The following is a 15,576-nucleotide window of genomic DNA, read 5'->3' on the forward strand; positions in this document are numbered from 1 at the left end:
CCGGGCTGGAGTCACCTGGCAGATGTGTCTGGCGTCGTGCACCGAACCGTCCGGTCCAGGAACTGCCGGATCTGACTATTCTTCCAGCGGACGATCCCGATACCGGATGCGTCGCCGAGGTGTCCCAGCCATCGCAGAATTGGTAGTACGACGGTAGCGTCATGGAAGTCCAGGTGCTTTGTCCCGGGTGCTGTCATCTCGTGGAACTCGGCCTGTGCGGTGTCCCGTGCGAAATCGTTGCTACCCGAGTTCAACTCACTGTAGATCATCAGGTATGGAATGCTGAGTGGGTCGTGGGGGCGTTCACTGTAGAGCCCGCCATCGATGTTGATGGCTGCGGCGCACCGGTTGTCGATCTTGCTGAGCTCGCTGGCGACCGCCCCACCCAGAGATAGCCCCATTGTGGCGATCGGCCGCCCTGACCCCAGTTCGTCGGTGGGATACCCGGGAATAGTGGCCAGGATGGTGGGAAGTCGATCAAGCACATGCTGTGAGTCTTCGGTACGTCGGGCAACGACGGTAGCTGTGCTGGTGCTCAACCGGTAGAGCTCCGCAGAGATTCGGGCGCGCTCGGATCGGGTGAGCCTACCCCGCAGCTCGCGGTTGATCTCCTGGATCCGGCTGGCTGTGGCCGGGGCGACGGCTGCGTCCGTTTCCTCCAACTCGGCACGCTGATCGATGTGCCTGACACTCACCACGACATAGCCGTGGCTTGCCAACGATTCCATCAGGAGCGAGTTCTCCGCGGTGATGGACACGAGCCCGGGCTGGTAGAGAACCACCGGCGCGGTAGTAGCGTGTCGGCTGGCGTGGGCGCCACGAATCGCATGCGTCCGTACCTGCTTCAGGTAGCCGGCGAGCCGCCGTAGCCCGGAGGGGATCCCGGGAGCTTCGTGGAATTCGGACCACAGGGCTTCGCCTTCCGAATGTCGTTGAGCCAGGTTTGCTTCCGCCGGGTACCACGTGGTGACGAAGAGTCGCCTGCGTCCCATGCGTGGTGCCGTCCTGACGTCACGCTCCTCCGTTGTCGTGATCACGCCGACCCCGAACGGGCCGTCGGGCTGCGGGAGGCTTGGAATGGGAAAGCCGACTACCAACGCGGCAGACACTGTCGACAACGCCAGAGCGACCAGCCCGCCGACGATGCGTACGCCAACGGGCAGTTCTGTGACGACAGCGACGCAGAGCCAGGCGACGGCGAGGTAGGCCGGTGCCATCTGCCACCGGGCGCTGTTGTTGACCAGGCGGAGGATGCTGAGTGCGGTCACCGCGACGATCGCCGGCAGCGTCACGCTCGTCGGAGCGGCAAAGAGGATCAGCGTCGTGGTGAGGGCGGTAGCAGTTAGAGTGGCGCGTTCGACAAAGGTCCACATCATCGATTCCGCCGGTCCGACGCGCCCGGGACGCGGGCGACACCGAGGTAGCCACATACGAAGTCGGCGAGTTCCTCGGCGAACTCGTCGGCATCGGTGGGAAGGTTCCAGCCGGACATCCCCTCTGGGTGAAGCAGGCGTCCCAGGAACATCAGGTTGAAGAAGTACGCAGTCATGCTGGCCGCTCGGGCCAGGTCCGAATGGCGTATCTCGTCGGCGTGACCCTGTAGCAGTGAGCGAAAGCCGGACACGGCAACCTCCTCCCGGTGCCGCCAGTGCTCGTCGAGCAGGTCCGGGTGCAACCGAGACTGGAGGTAGGCCGGCTGCATGACATAGCGCAGGTCCTCGGATTGACGCCATGCCGCACGGCCGACATGGACGAGTGCCTCACGCAGCGAGGTGTGGCTGCTCGGCACGGGGTTGTCCCGGGAGAAGTCGTCCCACCAATGCGTAACCCGGCGCAGGTACAGGGCGACGAGGATGGCGACCGAGGCGTTCTGATTGTCGAACCGCTGGTAGACCGACGCCACGGACACACCGGCCCGGTTGGCGATCTGCGCGACGCTGATCTCGTCGAAGTTCTCTTCATGCAGCAGTTCGTCCAGTGCGGTGATGAGCTTGTCCCGGGTCTCGCGGGAGCGCCGCTGCGTGGCGGGTTTGGTGCCGGGCGACGCACCGTCCACAGAACTAAACATGACTCAGGTTTACCTTATCCCTGGAGGAATCTCAACCGACTCGCCTGGCTGGTAGTTCGAGGTTGCGGTGGAAAGCCGGATGCGCGGCGAGCGCTGCCTCGACGTATGGCGAGACGAGTTGCAAGTAGATCCGGACGCCTTCGCCCGCGCCCTGCACGACGCGTTCCCGCGCACGGCGGACGCCGCCCCCCTTGTTGGCGGGGCCGTACCAGCAGGATGAAGACACTCTCTCCTGAGGGCGCTTGACGCGCTAGCGGCGAGCCGAGCTGGGTGGCATGCTGACATGCGGGACTACGCCTGCAGGCGTCGACAGGCCAAGCAACACGGGCAACAGGTGCCTCCCGTTGACGAGCTGAACCCGAATGGCCATCCGCGGATTTGGTACGGCGCAGCCAGTCCGGCAGCCCTCTACGCGCTGAGGCGTTGGAGTGGCGACCGGTAGTTGTCAAGTCAAACTGAGACGGTCTGTTCCTGGCGGGTTGGCTTGTTGATCCAGGCGTGGTCGGGCAGTTTCGGTGCGTGCGGCCTGCGGTTGAACCGGTCCGGGTGGGCGGCGTGGGCCGCGTCGAGGGTGTCCTGCCGTTGCTCACGGATCTGCTCGGCGGTGCCGTGGCGCATCGACGCCGGGGTATGCCAGCCGATCCCGGAATGTCGGTGTTCGTGGTTGTAGGCGGTGAAGAAGCCGTCGCAGAAAGCTTTCGCGTCGGCGGGGGACCCGAACTTTTCCGGGAAGTCTGGCACGTACCTCATGGTTTTGAACTGGGCTTCGGAGTACGGGTTGTCATTCGAGGTCCGAGGTCGGGAATGCGACCGTAGGACACCGAGGTCGACGAGCATCTGCGATACCGGCTTCGACACCATGGCGCCGCCACGGTCGGCGTGGATGGTGTGCGGCTCGATCCCGTTACGGCTGATGGCATCGGCCAGGAAGTCGCGGGCTACGACCGCGTCCTCCCCGGCCGCGACAAGCCAGCCGACAACAAAGCGCGAGTAGATGTCGATAGCGACGTAGCACCGGTACCAGAGGCCTGTGACAGGTCCTTTCAACGCGGTGATGTCCCAGGACCACACCTGACCCGGCCCGGTCGCGACCAGCTCTGGACGTACCCGGGGTGGATGGGCCGCCAGTCGGCGTTGTCCCGGCTCTGCCCGGCCGCACGGGCGATGCGATGCATCGTGGACACCGAGCAGTGGTAGCGGCCCGCATCCAGGTCCCTCGCCCAAACCTGCGGGATCGCCAGGTCGGCGTAGACCGGCGAGTTCAGCACCGCCAGCACCCGGCCGCGTTCGGCCGGGCTGAGTGCCTGCGGTGGCGGGGTCCGGGGCAGCCACGGCCCGTGCCGTGGACCGACCGGCTTCACCCGCCGGTAGTAAGTCGCCTGCGAGGTCCCGGTCAACGCGCACGCCCGCTGCACCGAGATATCCGCGCCGCATAACTCGCCGAACACGGCGGTCAGGATCTCTTCGGCGGGTTGTCGTTGTCCGCGCTCTCGGTAGCACCTTTGTCGATGACGCCGAGGGCGGTGCGGGTGACCCACGCGGTGACCGTGGCTGCCGCGACGGGCAGCCCGAACAGGTCACGGATCGCGTCGGCGGTGCGGCCGATGGACAGGCTGCCCGTGGAGCAGGCAGACGCCGATCGCGGCGATCCGTGATCCGTAGACCGCGGGCGCGGTGGCCCCGGCCGGTGTCGGACCGGTGGTGTTATGCCCACACGGGCAGGAGACGGTGACGATCTGATGCTCGGTCACCATGACCTCAGGCCGGGGGATGTCGAACACCTGCCGGCGGGTCACCGCGACCTCGGCCGCACCGGTCAGGCCGCCACCGCAGCCGCCACAGGTGTCCGGCACATGCCGGACGACCACGTCCGGATCAGCCACCTGGGACAGGGTGGTGCCCTCGCCGCCAGCGGGACGGCCCGGCCGGCGACCCGAACGACCCCGCAGCGACTTCGGCGCCGGCTTGGCCAGCCCGTCACTCGACGGCGGTTTCGACGAGTTGCCAGACGACTGCTTCAACCGGGCCTCAAGCTCAGCGGTCCGCGTCAGCGCCTGCTCCAACCGCGCGGCCAGCCCGGCGTTAACCGCCAACAACTCGTCATACGACGGCGACGGATCGGCGGGCATGGCTGATCAACCTAGCAGCCTCCACAGCAGACAGCATCGTCGAGGTCAGGCACCTATCCAGTTACCCAGCCCTTACGTCCCGGTCATCATCGAACGTGAACCTCGCTTAATTTCGAAGAGCCCCAACGTGCTCTTGACGGGCGCCGATGTCTACGAGTAACTTCATCGTCGCTCAGTCAAGTTCGAAACGGGGAGGACCTGTTGAAAGTACGAATTGGTGGAGCTGCCGCATCCCTTGCTGCGCTCGTTGGAATCCTAGTCGTCGCTTCGCCCGCCCAAGCCGAGCCCCGAGCAATTTCGGCACAGGATGCTTCTGCGGAGATCCAGGTGCAATGCAGTGCTGGGCCGATTCTAGGCGGCTCCTGGGCCTATTGCAGTGGCTCCAACTTCAGTTTCCAAGCGGAATTGAAATGCCGTCGATCAGACACCACTTTCGTTTGGACGATGCGGGGCCCTTTGAGGGAAGCCGGATCAGGGGTTTATTCCTACGCGTTCTGCCCCGAGGGCTACTCCCGCCACAGCTACACCTATTTGGTTCACATTTGATCTAGTTAAGTAGAAAAGTTCACTCGATCCGGCGGGGCGGTCCGAAACCTGCATAGGGCACGGCGAGTCCGCCACAGGCAAAATCAGTCGAAATCGATAGAAGCCCCTGGCCCAGGGTTCACAACCGGCCGGGAGCTTCTATGTCAGAGACCTGAGAGCCCGCCGGGTGTCATCCACGACCCGCTCGCCGTGGATGGTCCACCGGGTCAACCCCGTCGCCTGCTCCTCCACCACCCTGCCAGTATCCGCCCCGGCCCCCTACCATGCACACAGGCGGCCACACCGCCCCAGCCGCCCGACCCTTCATTGTGAGTTTGGGCGCTTCGTCCAGCAGCGTCCGTCCAAAGCCGCGGCTTCGGGTAGCTGACTGCCGGCGGCTGCCCTCTTCCGGCCATGTTGCTGCCACCACTGCTGTCAGCAGCCCCGGTGCCGGAACGACATCAGATCCGGCGACGAGGCTCATAGGCACGAACGCCGCCGTATGGAAGCGGAACGCCCAAGGCTCGCCAGAGGTCATGGAGCACCCGACCGACCCGTTCGCTGTTGTCTGTCGACAACTCAGCGATAGGCATGCCGGCGGCCTGGTGCTCGCCGATGTTGTAGAGCAGGTCGGCGATGGCCGCAGCTGTCGGTCGGTCAAGACGAAGAACCACTTCCTCTTCCTCGCGCATGTCCGGCATCGTATGGCCTCAGCGGGATCCGGCGTACAGGTCGACTCGTCCATAGCCCACCAGGTCAGCCACCGCCACATGACACCTGGCCTGCGGTTCTCTAGTGCTGCCGCTCGTTGTTGGTCATCATCGGTCGGCGTTCGACGGCCCGGTGACGGCCCAGACGCGGCCCAACGGCATTCTGAAGCGGTGGCGTTGGAATACCTCGGTAGAGGACCGACTGCTACCGGCGGCGCAGGCTGGACGATGAGTCCGCAACTCATGTTCAAGTGCGTTGCTTGCGGCTACCTGATGAGCGGGAGCCCCGACAGGACCGAACACTGCCCATGCGGGCGGCTCCACAAGGACACCGACGCAGGCCGGTTTGACTCGATCCTTGGCGACGACGCCATCGAGGTCTATAAGGTCGCCGATTGAGGCCTCGCCTGTCATTCACCAGCGTCAGGCCTGGGTGCCCCGGTCGTCACCCAGCTAGTCACTCACCGTCCCGTGGCCCGCCGCGTGCACTCTGCGAAAATCGGATCTGTGCGGGAACCCAGTGCCGAGGAGAGCGCCTTCTTCACCGAACTCGTGAGGCACGTGCCGGATATCCAGGACTGGTATCACCAGGACGATGGTGGCACCCCCTGGATGACCACGTCGTACGACTTCACCCAGAGCAACCAGATCTACCAGACCCTGCGGCTGGACTACGACGGCACCAGCCTGCGTGGTGGTTGGAGCCCCTCGTGTCTCAACTGGGACGACGGCATGCGAGCCGACGACGCTCTGATCGACACTGCGGGCCCCGACGGGCTGCGGCTCGATTGTGTTGACCCAACGACCGATGCTCTTGCGGCGGCGGCATGGTTCTGGCGGCATATCGGCCGCCGGTAGGCGCATCCACGCTGGGGCGCTGCACGCCGCACTGCCAGCTTGGGAAGTGACCCTGATGTGGTCGAGAGGGACCGCCGCGAAGATCGATGCCGGCTGAAGATCGCCAGCATGCGGGAGCACGGGGGACTGCTTCGTTTCGAAGGAACCCCCGGATCGGCCGAACCCAGCGCCAGTATGGAGTAAGGGGCACATCCATCAATTGGATGTGCCCCTTACTGCGGTCGGGGTGGCCGGATTCGAACCGACGACCTCTTCGTCCCGAACGAAGCGCGCTACCAAGCTGCGCCACACCCCGAGGCGTGCCGACAAATACTAGCCCACCCGATCCGCGGGTCAAATTCGGTATCCCCCGTGGCGTCGCCGGCTCAGCGGGGGATCAGGGTCAGGATGCTCGCCTCGGGCGGGCAGGCGAAGCGGACCGGCGCGGTCGGATGGGTGCCCAGGCCGGCCGAGACGTGCAGCCAGGCGTCCGAGCCGGGCCAGCGGTGCAGACCCTTGGCCATCGAGCGGTGCAGCCCGCAGTTTGTCACCAGGGCTCCGACCCCCGGTACGCAGACCTGACCGCCATGGGTGTGTCCGGCGAGCAGCAGGCTGAACCCGTCCGCGGCCATCTGGTCCAGCACGGCTGGCTCCGGGGAGTGGCTGAGGGCGATCGAGAGGTCGGCCGACGGCGAGACCGGGCCGGCGACGGACGCGTAGTCGTCCCGTTCGATGTGCGGGTCGTCCACCCCGACCAGCTCCACCAGCCGCCCGCCGGCCTTGAGCGTGGTACGGGCGTTGCTCAGGTCGGCCCAGCCGGCACCGGTGAAGATGTCCCGCAGTTCGTCGTAGGGCAGGGTCACGCCCTCGGTGTATTCGCGGTCGGGCAGGAAGTAGGTGAACGGGTTCTTCCAGACCGGCCCGGTGTAGTCGTTGGAGCCGAAGACGAAGGCACCCGGGTGGTCGAGGAGCGGCTGCAGCGCGCACAGGACCCCGGGGACCGCGTCGGGGTTGGCCATGTTGTCGCCGGTCACCAGGACCAGGTCCGGGTCCAGCCCGGCCAGCGACGCCACCCATTCCTGCTTGCGTCGCTGGTTGGGCATCATGTGTAGGTCGGACAGGTGCAGGATGCGCAGCGGCTCCGCGCCGGCCGGCAACACCGGCACCTCGTACCGCCGCAGGGTGAACATGTTGCGCTCGATCAGCGATGCGTACGCCAGGGTGGCCGCACCCACGACGGCGGTGCCGGCGGCGAAGCGGAATAGTGTGCGCTTTCCCATGCCTGACAGAGTAGTTTGACCGTCCATGGGTACATTGAAGGACCGCCTGACCACGGACATGCGGGCCGCGCTGAAGGCGCGTGACGAGATGACCACCTCCACGCTGCGGATGGCGCTGGCAGCCGTCGGCGCGGCTGAGGTCGCCGGTCAGGCCAAGCGTGAGCTCGGTGACGACGAGGTGCTCGCCCTCCTGGCCAAGGAGGCGAAGAAGCGTCGGGAGGCGGCTGCCGCCTTCGCCGAGGCCGGCCGCGACGAGCAGGCCGCGAAGGAGACCGCTGAGGGCGTGGTGCTGGAGCGCTACCTGCCGAGTCAGCTCTCCGACGATGAACTGGCCGAGGCGGTCCGGACTGCCCTGACCACGGGTGGCTTCACCGGCATGGGGCAGATGGGCCCGGCGATGAAGGCCGCCCAGGCCGCGGTGGCCGGCCAGGCCGCCGGGGGGCGGGTCGCCGCCGAGGTACGCCGGCAGCTCGCCAGCTGACCTGGCTCCACGTACGCGAAGGGGCGGCCACCCCGATCGGGATGGCCGCCCCTTCGACTTCTCAGTGAGCCCCTAGTCGCCGGGGCGTTCCGTCGGTCTGCCCGGCTCGGGCTGCGCGGTCGGCTCGGTGGGCTTGGCGGCCGGTCCGGAGCTGACCTTGATGGAGACGACGCTGCCCTTGGCAGTGCGGCCGGTTGGGCTGGTCCCGGCGGCGGTGCCGGCCGGGCAGCTCGACTCGACCTCGTTCTTCGAGACGACCACCGCGAATCCGGCGTCGGTGATGCGGGACTTCGCCTTCTCCACGCTGACGCACTTGACGGTCGGGATCGTCCGCTGGTCCCCGTAGCGGAGCTTGTTCTTCGGCGGGGTGAAGTCGATCCGGGGCTTACCCTTCATCGCGTCGCGCAGCGTCTCGTACACCGGCGGGTTGATGCCCCTGGAATCTTCGTGCTTCATCTTCTGGGTGGTCTGCGGCCAGTCCGGGTCGGCCATGATGCCGGCGACCGCGTACTGCTTGGTCATCGCGACCAGGGAGGCGGTCTTGTCCTTGTCGGTGGTGCCGGACTTGCCGGCGACGGGGGCGTCAACGGTGCTCCGCACCTTGCCGGCGGTCGCGCCTGCGCACTTCGTCGTGGACGAGCGGTCCCCGACCGGGCAGCGGGCGGCGTCTACGGCCGCGCGGGCCACCTCGGTGCTGATCCGCTGCTCGCAGCGGGGGTTGGCGAGGTCGAGCTTGTTGCCTGCCGAGTCGCGGATCTCCTGCACCGGGATCGGTTCGCAGTACATCCCTTCGGCGCCGAGGGTGGCGTACGCGTTGGCCAGCTCCAGCGGCGTGGTCTGGGAGACGCCGAGGGTGAAGGCACCCCACTGGTGGGCGCCCTTCTCCAGATCGAGGTCCTCCTGGCTGCGGAAGGTGATGCCGAGCTTCTTGGCGGCCTCAACCACCTTCTCCGCGCCCACCTGCTGCTGGAGGGGGACGAAGTAGGTGTTCACCGATCTTCCGAACGCGCTCCACATGTTGTGCACGCCAGCCATGCTGGGGGTCGCGTTTCCGGGGCAGTAGAAGTGGCCGTCGCAGGCGGCGGGGCTGCTCTTGCTGATGATGTACTCGGACCGGAACTGTTGCTCGGCGTTGATGGTGTGGCTGAGCGGGATGCCCTTCTCCAGCGCGGCGACCATGGTGAAGATCTTGAAGGTCGAGCCGGCCTGGTAGCCGGTGATGCCGTCACCGCCGGTGAGGAGCGGGTTGACGGTGTTCGGATAGTTGCCGAGCGCCCCGGTTTCACGCTTCGCCGGGTTGCTGTGTGGCTTGTTCTCCGGGTTGTCCGGATCGTCGAGCTGGTAGTCGCGGTTGGTGGAGAGGGCGCGGACCCGGCCGGTGCCGGGCTCGACCACGGCGAGCATGCGCGCGGCCTTACTGGTGGTGGAGAGGTTCTTTCGTACCGCCTTGTCGGCGGCCTTCTGGACCTCGGGCTCCATCGTGGTGATGATTTCGAAGCCGCCGCTCTTGAGTCGCCGCTCCCGGTCGTACGAGGTGGAGCCGAACGCCTCCTGCTCCATCCACCAGCGGTAGAAGTAGTCGCAGAAGAATCCCCACTCCTGCGTGTTGGTGTCGACGCAGCCGTTCGGCGCCCGCTTGCCGACGATCTTCGGCTTGCTGGCCTTGGCCGTCTTGGCCTCCTCCTCGGTGATGGCGTTGATCGTCACCATGTGGTCGAGGATGTAGTCGCGCCGGGCCACCGCGCTCGGGTAGCCGCTGGTGGTGGTGGGGTCCAACGAGCTGGGAGCTTTGACGAGGCCGGCGAGGAGCGCCGCCTCGGCGATGGTGAGCTCGCTTGGGGGCTTGGCGAAGTAGACCTGGCTGGCGGCGTAGATGCCGTATGCGCCGTTGCCGAAGGCGGCGATGTTGAGGTAGCGCAGCAGGATCTCGTCCTTGGAGAACTGCTTCTCGACCTGCAGGGCGAGGTTCATCTCGCGGATTTTGCGGGCGCTGGTGTCCTCGGTGGCCGCGACCACGTCGGCCGGGTGTGTCGCGGAGTACGCGATGGCGAGGCGAACGTACTGCATGGTCAGTGTGGAGGCGCCCTGCTGGTGGGCGCCTTCCTGACTGTTGTTGACGAAGGCTCGGACGACGCCGTTGAGGTCGACGCCGTTGTGCTCGTAGAAGTCGTGGTCCTCGGCGGCGAGGATCGCCTGCTGCATCGCCGGCGCGATGTCGTCAACCTTGGTGATGTCGCGGCGGTTCTCGTCGTACATGGTGGCCAACGGTGTCTTGCCATCAGCAGCGAGTAGACGGCTCATCTGGGGCCCGGCAGCGTCTACGAACAGCTCGGGGAGGGCATCGAAGGTTTCGGCACCGGCCTTCGCGGCCAGTCCGGACAGTGCCACCGCGGGGAAGGCCGCTGCGGCGACCACCACTCCGGCGAGTAGGCCACAGACGAGCAGCGATGCGGCATTGGTCAGCACATTATGATCACGTTTCCGCATCCAGGTCACCTCGACAGGGTAGCGAACCGGCGACGAGCGGCGCGGGGTGGCTTTTCCCCATTTCCTGCGCAGGCCGTCCTCGTTGTGCTAAACGCACGACCCCCGGTAGGCGGTTGCGGACCAGGCGTCGCCGAGTCTCCTCTTGGCGTGGGATGGGCGTCCAGCGTTTTCGTGGACCTCGGTGGGGTATGCGGGCGGCAGCAGGCCCGGTAAGCCGGGAGTGTCCGTAATAATGGATTTTGCCGACAACGTTGCGTAATCAGGCAGCTACAGAGCATGATGGGAGCGGCGAGAGCGCCACAGGTCGTCCATGCCGCCTTGGGGGAGGTCGGTGGGGCCGATCGGGGGAAACAGCCGGCTGGTCCGCGATGGGGTCGGTAGTACTGCAAGGGGGGACGTGTACAGATGGGCATGATCACTGACTGGCCGTCGCTGGCGGCATGTCAGAACGGGGACCCGGACGCGTTGTTCGTACAGGGCGCCGAACAGAACGTGGCAAAGCGGATCTGCCGAAGCTGCCCAGTCCGGTACGAGTGCCTGGCCGACGCGCTGGACAACCGGATCGAGTTCGGTGTGTGGGGCGGTATGACCGAACGTGAGCGACGGGCGCTGCTGCGCCGTCACCCGCAGGTCGCCAGCTGGCGCAAGATGTTCGAGGCCGCGATGAAGAAGAATGCCAAGGAGAAGGCCGACCGGGACAAGGTCCTGGCTGCCGCGACCGGTTGACGAGTCACTCCGGGCCGCGGCCGGCTACGGATCACTCCTGACTGCCGCGGCCGGCTACGAATCACCCCTGGCCAGCCAGCGAACCGATCGTCCGTAGCCCGTCGATGTCGTGGACATCGGCGGGCTGCGCGGTTACCGAGGCCACCGGCACGGTCGGGAACGCCGCGGTGAACCGGGCAGCCACCCGCTGTTCGCGTACCGCCTGGTGGGCCAGCGTGGCATGGGCCCGGAGCGCGTTCACCGTGCCGTCATGGCCGCCCAGCCCGGCCAGTCGATCAGCGGCGGCCAGGCTCTCGTCGGGGCCGAGCTCCGGCACCGCCGGGCGGTGCACCCGATTGAGCACCAATCCGGCGAGCGGCATCCGGTCGGCCCGCAGCCGGCTCGCGAAGTACGCGGCCTCCCGGACCGCGTCCGGCTCCGGCGCGGCGACCAGGAGGAACGCCGTCTCCTGGGCCTGCAGGATGCGGTAGGTCTGCTCCGCCCGGTGGCGGAAACCGCCGAACATCGAATCGAGGGCGGCGACGAAGCCGGACAGATCACTCAACAACTGTGCGCCCAGCACCTTCTGGACAACCTTCGAGAACATGCCGAACCCAGCCGTGACGAAGCTGAACATGCTCCGCCCGCCCGAGCGGGCCGGGGCAAGCAGCAGCCGCAGCATCCGGCCGTCCAGGAAGCGGGCGAGGCGAGCCGGCGCGTCGAGGAAGTCCAGCGCCGAGCGGGAGGGTGGAGTGTCCACCACGATCAGGTCCCACTCGCCCCGGGCGTGCAGCTGCCCGAGCTTCTCCATCGCCATGTACTCCTGGGTGCCGGCGAAGGTGGAGCTCATGGCCGCGTAGAACGGGTTCGCGAAGATCTCCGCGGCCCGTTCCGGGTCGGTGTGCTGCAGCACCACGTCGTCGAAGGTGCGCTTCATGTCGAGCATCATGGCGTGCAGCTCACCGCCGCTGGCCTCGACGTCGATCCCCTTGACCTGGCGCGGCGTGTTGTCCAGCTCGGTCAGCCCCAGTGACTGGGCCAGCCGGTGCGCCGGGTCGATGGTGAGCACCACCGTGCGGCGGCCGTGCTCCTCCGCGGCCCGTAGCGCGAGCGCGGCGGCGGTGGTCGTCTTGCCCACCCCGCCCGCCCCGCAGCAGACCACGATCCGTACGCCGGGATCGGCGAGGATCCGGTCAACGTCCAGCGGCGGCGCCACGTTGTCGGAAGGCACCAATCGAGCGTATCGGGCCCGGTTCAACAACGCTGAAGAGCCGACGGGAGGAGCGCGTCAAGCCGCTCGGACGAGCGCCGCGGCCAGCTGATCCAGACCTGCCCGGTCCACCCCGTCGGGCAGCAGCGGCAGCTCGACCAGCGGCAGACCCAACTCGGCCAGGTCGGTCCGGAGCGAATCCTCCAGGTCGCGGCGGACCGACTGGTCGCGCACCTCGGTCGCCAGGCCGGAGACGGTCGCATCGTCGGCGGGCAGCCCGGCGGCGAGCAGCCCGGCGGCGAGCTCCGCGGCGGTGATTGCGGAGCTGACTGGTGCCGGGGATCGGGTGGCGTTGACGATGATCCGTCCGACCGGGAAGCCGAGCGAGGTGAAGTCCGCGATGGCGTCCGTGGTTTCCTGGACCGGCATCTCCTCGAGCAGCGTCACCACGTGCACGGCGGTCATCGGGGAGCGCAGCAGCGCGGCGACCCCCTCGCTCTGGGTTTTGATCGGCCCCATCCGAGCCAACCGTGCGGTCTCGGCGGTGACGTTCAGGAACCGCGCGATCCGACCTGTTGGTGGGGCGTCCAGCACCACCGCGTCGTACACCCGCCGCTGGCCCCGCGTGCGGGTGGTGGCCTCCTTCACCTTGCCGGTCAGCAGCACGTCGCGCAGTCCCGGGGCGATGGTGGTGGCGAAGTCGATGGCGCCCAGCTTGCGCAGGGCCCGCCCGGCGCCGCCGAGTTTGTAGAACATGTCCAGGTACTCGAGCAGGGCCTCCTCCGCGTCCACAGCGAGGGCCCGCACCTCGCCGCCGTCCGCGGCGTCGGTCAGGTGCCGTTCGCCGTAGGGGAGCGGGTCGGTGCCGAAGAGCTGGGCGATGCCCTGCCGTCCCTCGACCTCGACCAGCAGGGTGCGCCGGCCCCCGGTGGCGAGGGCGAGGGCGAGGGCGGCGGCGACGCTGGTCTTGCCGGTGCCGCCCTTGCCGGTCACCACGTGGAGGCGGGCCGACCATTCGGTGCCGGCCGGCTCGGCCGGTTGCTGTGCTGCTCCCACCCGTCGAGCCTAACCAGGCGTCACCCGCCAGCGACCTCGCAGACCCGCCAACCCGTCGTCTTGACCACGGTGAGGCGCAGGGGGAGTTCGGCGACCTTCTCGTCGGCAGTGGTCATGGTGACGGTGGTGGTGACGATGGCCCGGTCCTCGGTCTCGTCGTCAACCGTCGGGGGGCTCCACCGGAAGTGCGGCTTTTTGTAGTCGGCCGCGTACTTCTCCACCTCGGCGACCTTCGCGGAGATCTTGTCCTGGTCCTGGGCGGCCGAGCAGACCAGGCGCGACGCCTGGGCCGCGTCCCGGTCCTGGTAGACGGCGGTGAGGAACCCTTCCACGGCGGCCTGGGGCTCCTCGGTGCCCACGCCGTCCCCCACCGAGCGCACCGCCAGGAAGGCGGCGAACCCGCCGCCGAGGCAGAGCACCAGGGTCACCGCAAGGGCAATCGACGCGATCAGCAGTCCGCGTCGGCGGTGGGGCGCCGGAGGCTGCTGGTTCGGGGGTTGGGGGACGCCCGCTGCGGGGAACGCCGATGGGTCTGGTGGTGGCGTGGCGGAGGTGGTGGCCGGTGCGGGGAGTGCCGACGGAGCTGGTGGTGGCGCGGCGGAGGGGATAGCCGGTGCGGGGAGTGCCGACGAGTCTGGTGGTGGTGTGGAGGGGGTGCCCGCCGCGGTCGGGCCGTCGGGCTGACTGGTCGGATCACCGCTGGCTGGCTGGGACATCGCTCCCCCGGGGGGTGGGACTGCGTCGGCTCGGCGAGGCGACGGGTGGCGGTAGACCGCCGGTTACGACCGGAAGGGTAGCGGTTGGCCCGGCCGTTGACATGACACCGGTTCTGTCCGGAACCCGTCGGCTCCCGGACGTTGTCCGCACTCCGTCAAAGCAGGTGTCGCATATGTGACTTGGCAGCCGGAATGCCGCGCGCCCTGTTGGCGGCCATCGACCAGCAGCCTACGTTCCGATGGTGCCGGGATCGGGCCGTGGGCCGGGCCGAGCGGCGTGGGCACGATCAGGTACAAACCGCCGGAGGCAGGGCATGCACGACGTGGAGAACAACCCCCGGACCCAACTCCCGGCGGTGATCCGGCTGCCCGCCCCCGGCGGCGTCCCGGACCAGCCGGCCCTGCCACCCCGGGACGAGGAGGAGCCGGGCTACGTGGTGCATCTTCCGGTCCGGGTCGCGGACCACGCCGCCGCCGTGGCGCTGGCCGGCACGATCGCCACCTCGTTGAGCTTCCTCGGTGCGGTGGACGCCGGCGAGACCACCGTCTCCACGGCGGACGACCAGAACAACCGGCACCGGGTCTTCTGCGACCTGCCCCTGCTGGACCGGTCTCGCTGTCCACGGCCCTATGACCACGCTGGCCCGTGCGGGGAGGTGGTGACCGAGCAACGTCCCGCGCCCCAGCCCGCCGCCGGACCGTAGGCTGTGCCCTGGAAAGAACCGCACTCCAGGGAAAGAGAGACTTCCAGCGATGCAGAAGTGGGAGTACGCCACGGTCCCGCTGCTGGTCCATGCGACCAAGCAGATCCTCGACAACTGGGGCGAGGACGGCTGGGAACTGGTGTCCGTGGTTCCCGGCCCAAACCCAGAGCAGCTCGTCGCCTACCTGAAGCGGGCCAAGGCATGACCGGGCCGTACGCGAAACTCGTCGAGTTGGGGCACGAGTTGCCCGAGGTGGTGCCCCCGGTCGCCAGCTACCTGCCGGCGGTGCAGTCCGGGCAGCACGTCTACGTCTCCGGCCAGCTGCCGATGGCCGAGGGCAAGCTGCTCGCCACCGGCAAGGTCGGCGCCGACGTCTCCGCCGACCAGGCCAGGGAGCTGGCCCAGCGGTGCGCGTTGAACGCGCTCGCGGCGATCAACTCGTTGGTCGGGCTGGAGCAGATTGTCAAGATCGTCAAGGTGACCGGCTTCGTGGCGAGCGCCCCGGGCTTCACCGGCCAGCCCGGCGTCATCAACGGCGCCTCCGACTTCTTCGGCACTGTCTTCGGCGAGGCCGGTCGGCACGCACGGAGCGCGGTCGGGGTGGCGGAACTCCCCCTGGACGCGCCCGTCGAGGTTGAGGTCATCGTCGAAGTCGCGGCCTAGCCCTG

Annotated in this window: 17 protein-coding genes, 1 tRNA gene and 2 pseudogenes; 6 read left to right on the forward strand and 14 right to left on the reverse strand. The window is 67.7% G+C overall.

Annotation, left to right across the window (positions count from 1 at the left end; all coding sequences use genetic code 11):
* Positions 1-11: 11 nt before the first annotated feature.
* The 8 genes and pseudogenes from K228_RS0104650 to K228_RS0104675 form a co-directional block, all read right to left on the reverse strand.
* Positions 12-1,373, reverse strand: coding sequence for an alpha/beta hydrolase (locus K228_RS0104650; protein WP_025617371.1), 1,362 nt, complete (start codon positions 1,371-1,373; stop codon positions 12-14).
* A complete protein-coding gene (locus tag K228_RS0104655; RefSeq protein WP_029723363.1) occupies positions 1,373-2,068 on the reverse strand; it encodes a TetR/AcrR family transcriptional regulator in 696 nt (231 codons plus the stop codon). Before K228_RS0104655 ends, K228_RS0104650 begins: the two co-directional genes overlap by 1 nt.
* Positions 2,069-2,114: 46 nt before the next feature.
* A pseudogene (locus K228_RS28165) lies at positions 2,115-2,186 on the reverse strand (flavoprotein); the annotation flags it as partial.
* 332 nt (positions 2,187-2,518) lie between these two features.
* Positions 2,519-3,115 (reverse strand): DDE-type integrase/transposase/recombinase, encoded by a 597-nt coding sequence (locus K228_RS29365; protein WP_245603418.1) that lies wholly within the window; start codon positions 3,113-3,115, stop codon positions 2,519-2,521.
* Positions 3,112-3,516, reverse strand: a complete 405-nt coding sequence (locus tag K228_RS29370) for a hypothetical protein (protein ID WP_245603419.1) — start codon at positions 3,514-3,516, stop codon at positions 3,112-3,114. The genes K228_RS29365 and K228_RS29370 overlap by 4 nt, the downstream gene beginning before the upstream one ends.
* 129 nt (positions 3,517-3,645) lie before the next feature.
* Positions 3,646-4,197 carry a DUF6444 domain-containing protein gene (locus K228_RS25330; protein ID WP_050580940.1) on the reverse strand — a complete coding sequence of 184 codons (552 nt, stop codon included), beginning with the start codon at positions 4,195-4,197 and terminating at the stop codon, positions 3,646-3,648.
* Positions 4,198-4,887: 690 nt separating this feature from the next.
* Positions 4,888-4,977: pseudogene (locus K228_RS28170) on the reverse strand (NUDIX hydrolase); the annotation flags it as partial.
* 206 nt (positions 4,978-5,183) lie between these two features.
* Positions 5,184-5,414 carry a hypothetical protein gene (locus K228_RS0104675; RefSeq protein WP_245603420.1) on the reverse strand — a complete coding sequence of 77 codons (231 nt, stop codon included), beginning with the start codon at positions 5,412-5,414 and terminating at the stop codon, positions 5,184-5,186.
* Positions 5,415-5,939: 525 nt separating this feature from the next.
* Between K228_RS0104675 and K228_RS0104685 the strand changes: the two genes are divergently transcribed.
* Positions 5,940-6,290 carry a hypothetical protein gene (locus K228_RS0104685; RefSeq protein ID WP_025617374.1) on the forward strand — a complete coding sequence of 117 codons (351 nt, stop codon included), beginning with the start codon at positions 5,940-5,942 and terminating at the stop codon, positions 6,288-6,290.
* A gap of 221 nt (positions 6,291-6,511) precedes the next feature.
* On the opposite strand, the gene K228_RS0104690 is transcribed toward K228_RS0104685, so the two are convergent.
* Together K228_RS0104690 and K228_RS0104695 are read right to left on the reverse strand one after the other, a co-directional pair.
* Positions 6,512-6,585: transfer RNA gene (locus K228_RS0104690), tRNA-Pro, on the reverse strand.
* Between the two features lie 70 nt (positions 6,586-6,655).
* Positions 6,656-7,549, reverse strand: a complete 894-nt coding sequence (locus K228_RS0104695) for a metallophosphoesterase (protein WP_025617375.1) — start codon at positions 7,547-7,549, stop codon at positions 6,656-6,658.
* A gap of 25 nt (positions 7,550-7,574) precedes the next feature.
* On the opposite strand from K228_RS0104695, the gene K228_RS0104700 reads away from it, so the two are divergent.
* Positions 7,575-8,030, forward strand: coding sequence for a GatB/YqeY domain-containing protein (locus K228_RS0104700; RefSeq protein ID WP_025617376.1), 456 nt, complete (start codon positions 7,575-7,577; stop codon positions 8,028-8,030).
* Positions 8,031-8,102: 72 nt separating this feature from the next.
* Here K228_RS0104700 and K228_RS0104705 read toward each other — a convergent pair whose 3' ends face one another.
* A complete protein-coding gene (locus K228_RS0104705; RefSeq protein WP_025617377.1) occupies positions 8,103-10,517 on the reverse strand; it encodes a transglycosylase domain-containing protein in 2,415 nt (804 codons plus the stop codon).
* A gap of 405 nt (positions 10,518-10,922) precedes the next feature.
* On the opposite strand from K228_RS0104705, the gene K228_RS0104710 reads away from it, so the two are divergent.
* Positions 10,923-11,243 carry a WhiB family transcriptional regulator gene (locus tag K228_RS0104710; RefSeq protein WP_025617378.1) on the forward strand — a complete coding sequence of 107 codons (321 nt, stop codon included), beginning with the start codon at positions 10,923-10,925 and terminating at the stop codon, positions 11,241-11,243.
* Positions 11,244-11,304: 61 nt separating this feature from the next.
* Here the strand turns inward: K228_RS0104710 and bagB are convergent, their stop codons facing one another.
* Genes bagB through K228_RS28740 form a run of 3 tightly spaced genes read right to left on the reverse strand, consistent with a single transcriptional unit; the run spans position 11,305 to position 14,204 of the window.
* Positions 11,305-12,456: an ArsA family ATPase gene (gene bagB / locus K228_RS0104715; protein WP_025617379.1), complete on the reverse strand. Its 1,152-nt coding sequence runs from the start codon at positions 12,454-12,456 to the stop codon at positions 11,305-11,307.
* 54 nt (positions 12,457-12,510) lie between these two features.
* Positions 12,511-13,488, reverse strand: a complete 978-nt coding sequence (bagA, locus tag K228_RS0104720) for an ATPase BagA (RefSeq protein WP_025617380.1) — start codon at positions 13,486-13,488, stop codon at positions 12,511-12,513.
* A 20-nt stretch (positions 13,489-13,508) separates the two neighbouring features.
* Positions 13,509-14,204 (reverse strand): Rv0361 family membrane protein, encoded by a 696-nt coding sequence (locus K228_RS28740; RefSeq protein ID WP_025617381.1) that lies wholly within the window; start codon positions 14,202-14,204, stop codon positions 13,509-13,511.
* Between the two features lie 314 nt (positions 14,205-14,518).
* On the opposite strand from K228_RS28740, the gene K228_RS0104730 reads away from it, so the two are divergent.
* From K228_RS0104730 to K228_RS0104740, 3 genes are read left to right on the forward strand one after another with little or no spacing between them, the layout of a single operon-like run.
* Positions 14,519-14,908 carry a hypothetical protein gene (locus K228_RS0104730; RefSeq protein ID WP_025617382.1) on the forward strand — a complete coding sequence of 130 codons (390 nt, stop codon included), beginning with the start codon at positions 14,519-14,521 and terminating at the stop codon, positions 14,906-14,908.
* 49 nt (positions 14,909-14,957) lie between these two features.
* Positions 14,958-15,113: a Sp36 family protein gene (sp36, locus tag K228_RS28180; protein ID WP_012184767.1), complete on the forward strand. Its 156-nt coding sequence runs from the start codon at positions 14,958-14,960 to the stop codon at positions 15,111-15,113.
* Positions 15,110-15,571 (forward strand): RidA family protein, encoded by a 462-nt coding sequence (locus K228_RS0104740; RefSeq protein WP_025617383.1) that lies wholly within the window; start codon positions 15,110-15,112, stop codon positions 15,569-15,571. Before sp36 ends, K228_RS0104740 begins: the two co-directional genes overlap by 4 nt.
* Positions 15,572-15,576 lie beyond the last annotated feature (5 nt).

Source organism: Salinispora cortesiana (assembly GCF_000484695.1).
GTDB lineage: Bacteria > Actinomycetota > Actinomycetes > Mycobacteriales > Micromonosporaceae > Micromonospora > Micromonospora cortesiana.

What these genes read in the sequence shown, in the direction of transcription:
- K228_RS0104655 (WP_029723363.1), bottom strand. Translation starts at nt 2,068, where the DNA reads ATGTTTAGTTCTGTGGACGGTGCGTCGCCCGGCACCAAACCCGCCACG.
- K228_RS0104675 (WP_245603420.1), bottom strand. Translation starts at nt 5,414, where the DNA reads ATGCGCGAGGAAGAGGAAGTGGTTCTTCGTCTTGACCGACCGACAGCT.
- K228_RS0104700 (WP_025617376.1), top strand. Translation starts at nt 7,575, where the DNA reads ATGGGTACATTGAAGGACCGCCTGACCACGGACATGCGGGCCGCGCTG.
- K228_RS0104740 (WP_025617383.1), top strand. Translation starts at nt 15,110, where the DNA reads ATGACCGGGCCGTACGCGAAACTCGTCGAGTTGGGGCACGAGTTGCCC.
- sp36 (WP_012184767.1), top strand. Translation starts at nt 14,958, where the DNA reads ATGCAGAAGTGGGAGTACGCCACGGTCCCGCTGCTGGTCCATGCGACC.
- K228_RS0104710 (WP_025617378.1), top strand. Translation starts at nt 10,923, where the DNA reads ATGGGCATGATCACTGACTGGCCGTCGCTGGCGGCATGTCAGAACGGG.
- K228_RS28740 (WP_025617381.1), bottom strand. Translation starts at nt 14,204, where the DNA reads ATGTCCCAGCCAGCCAGCGGTGATCCGACCAGTCAGCCCGACGGCCCG.
- K228_RS0104730 (WP_025617382.1), top strand. Translation starts at nt 14,519, where the DNA reads ATGCACGACGTGGAGAACAACCCCCGGACCCAACTCCCGGCGGTGATC.
- K228_RS25330 (WP_050580940.1), bottom strand. Translation starts at nt 4,197, where the DNA reads ATGCCCGCCGATCCGTCGCCGTCGTATGACGAGTTGTTGGCGGTTAAC.
- K228_RS0104695 (WP_025617375.1), bottom strand. Translation starts at nt 7,549, where the DNA reads ATGGGAAAGCGCACACTATTCCGCTTCGCCGCCGGCACCGCCGTCGTG.
- K228_RS0104705 (WP_025617377.1), bottom strand. Translation starts at nt 10,517, where the DNA reads ATGCGGAAACGTGATCATAATGTGCTGACCAATGCCGCATCGCTGCTC.
- K228_RS0104650 (WP_025617371.1), bottom strand. Translation starts at nt 1,373, where the DNA reads ATGTGGACCTTTGTCGAACGCGCCACTCTAACTGCTACCGCCCTCACC.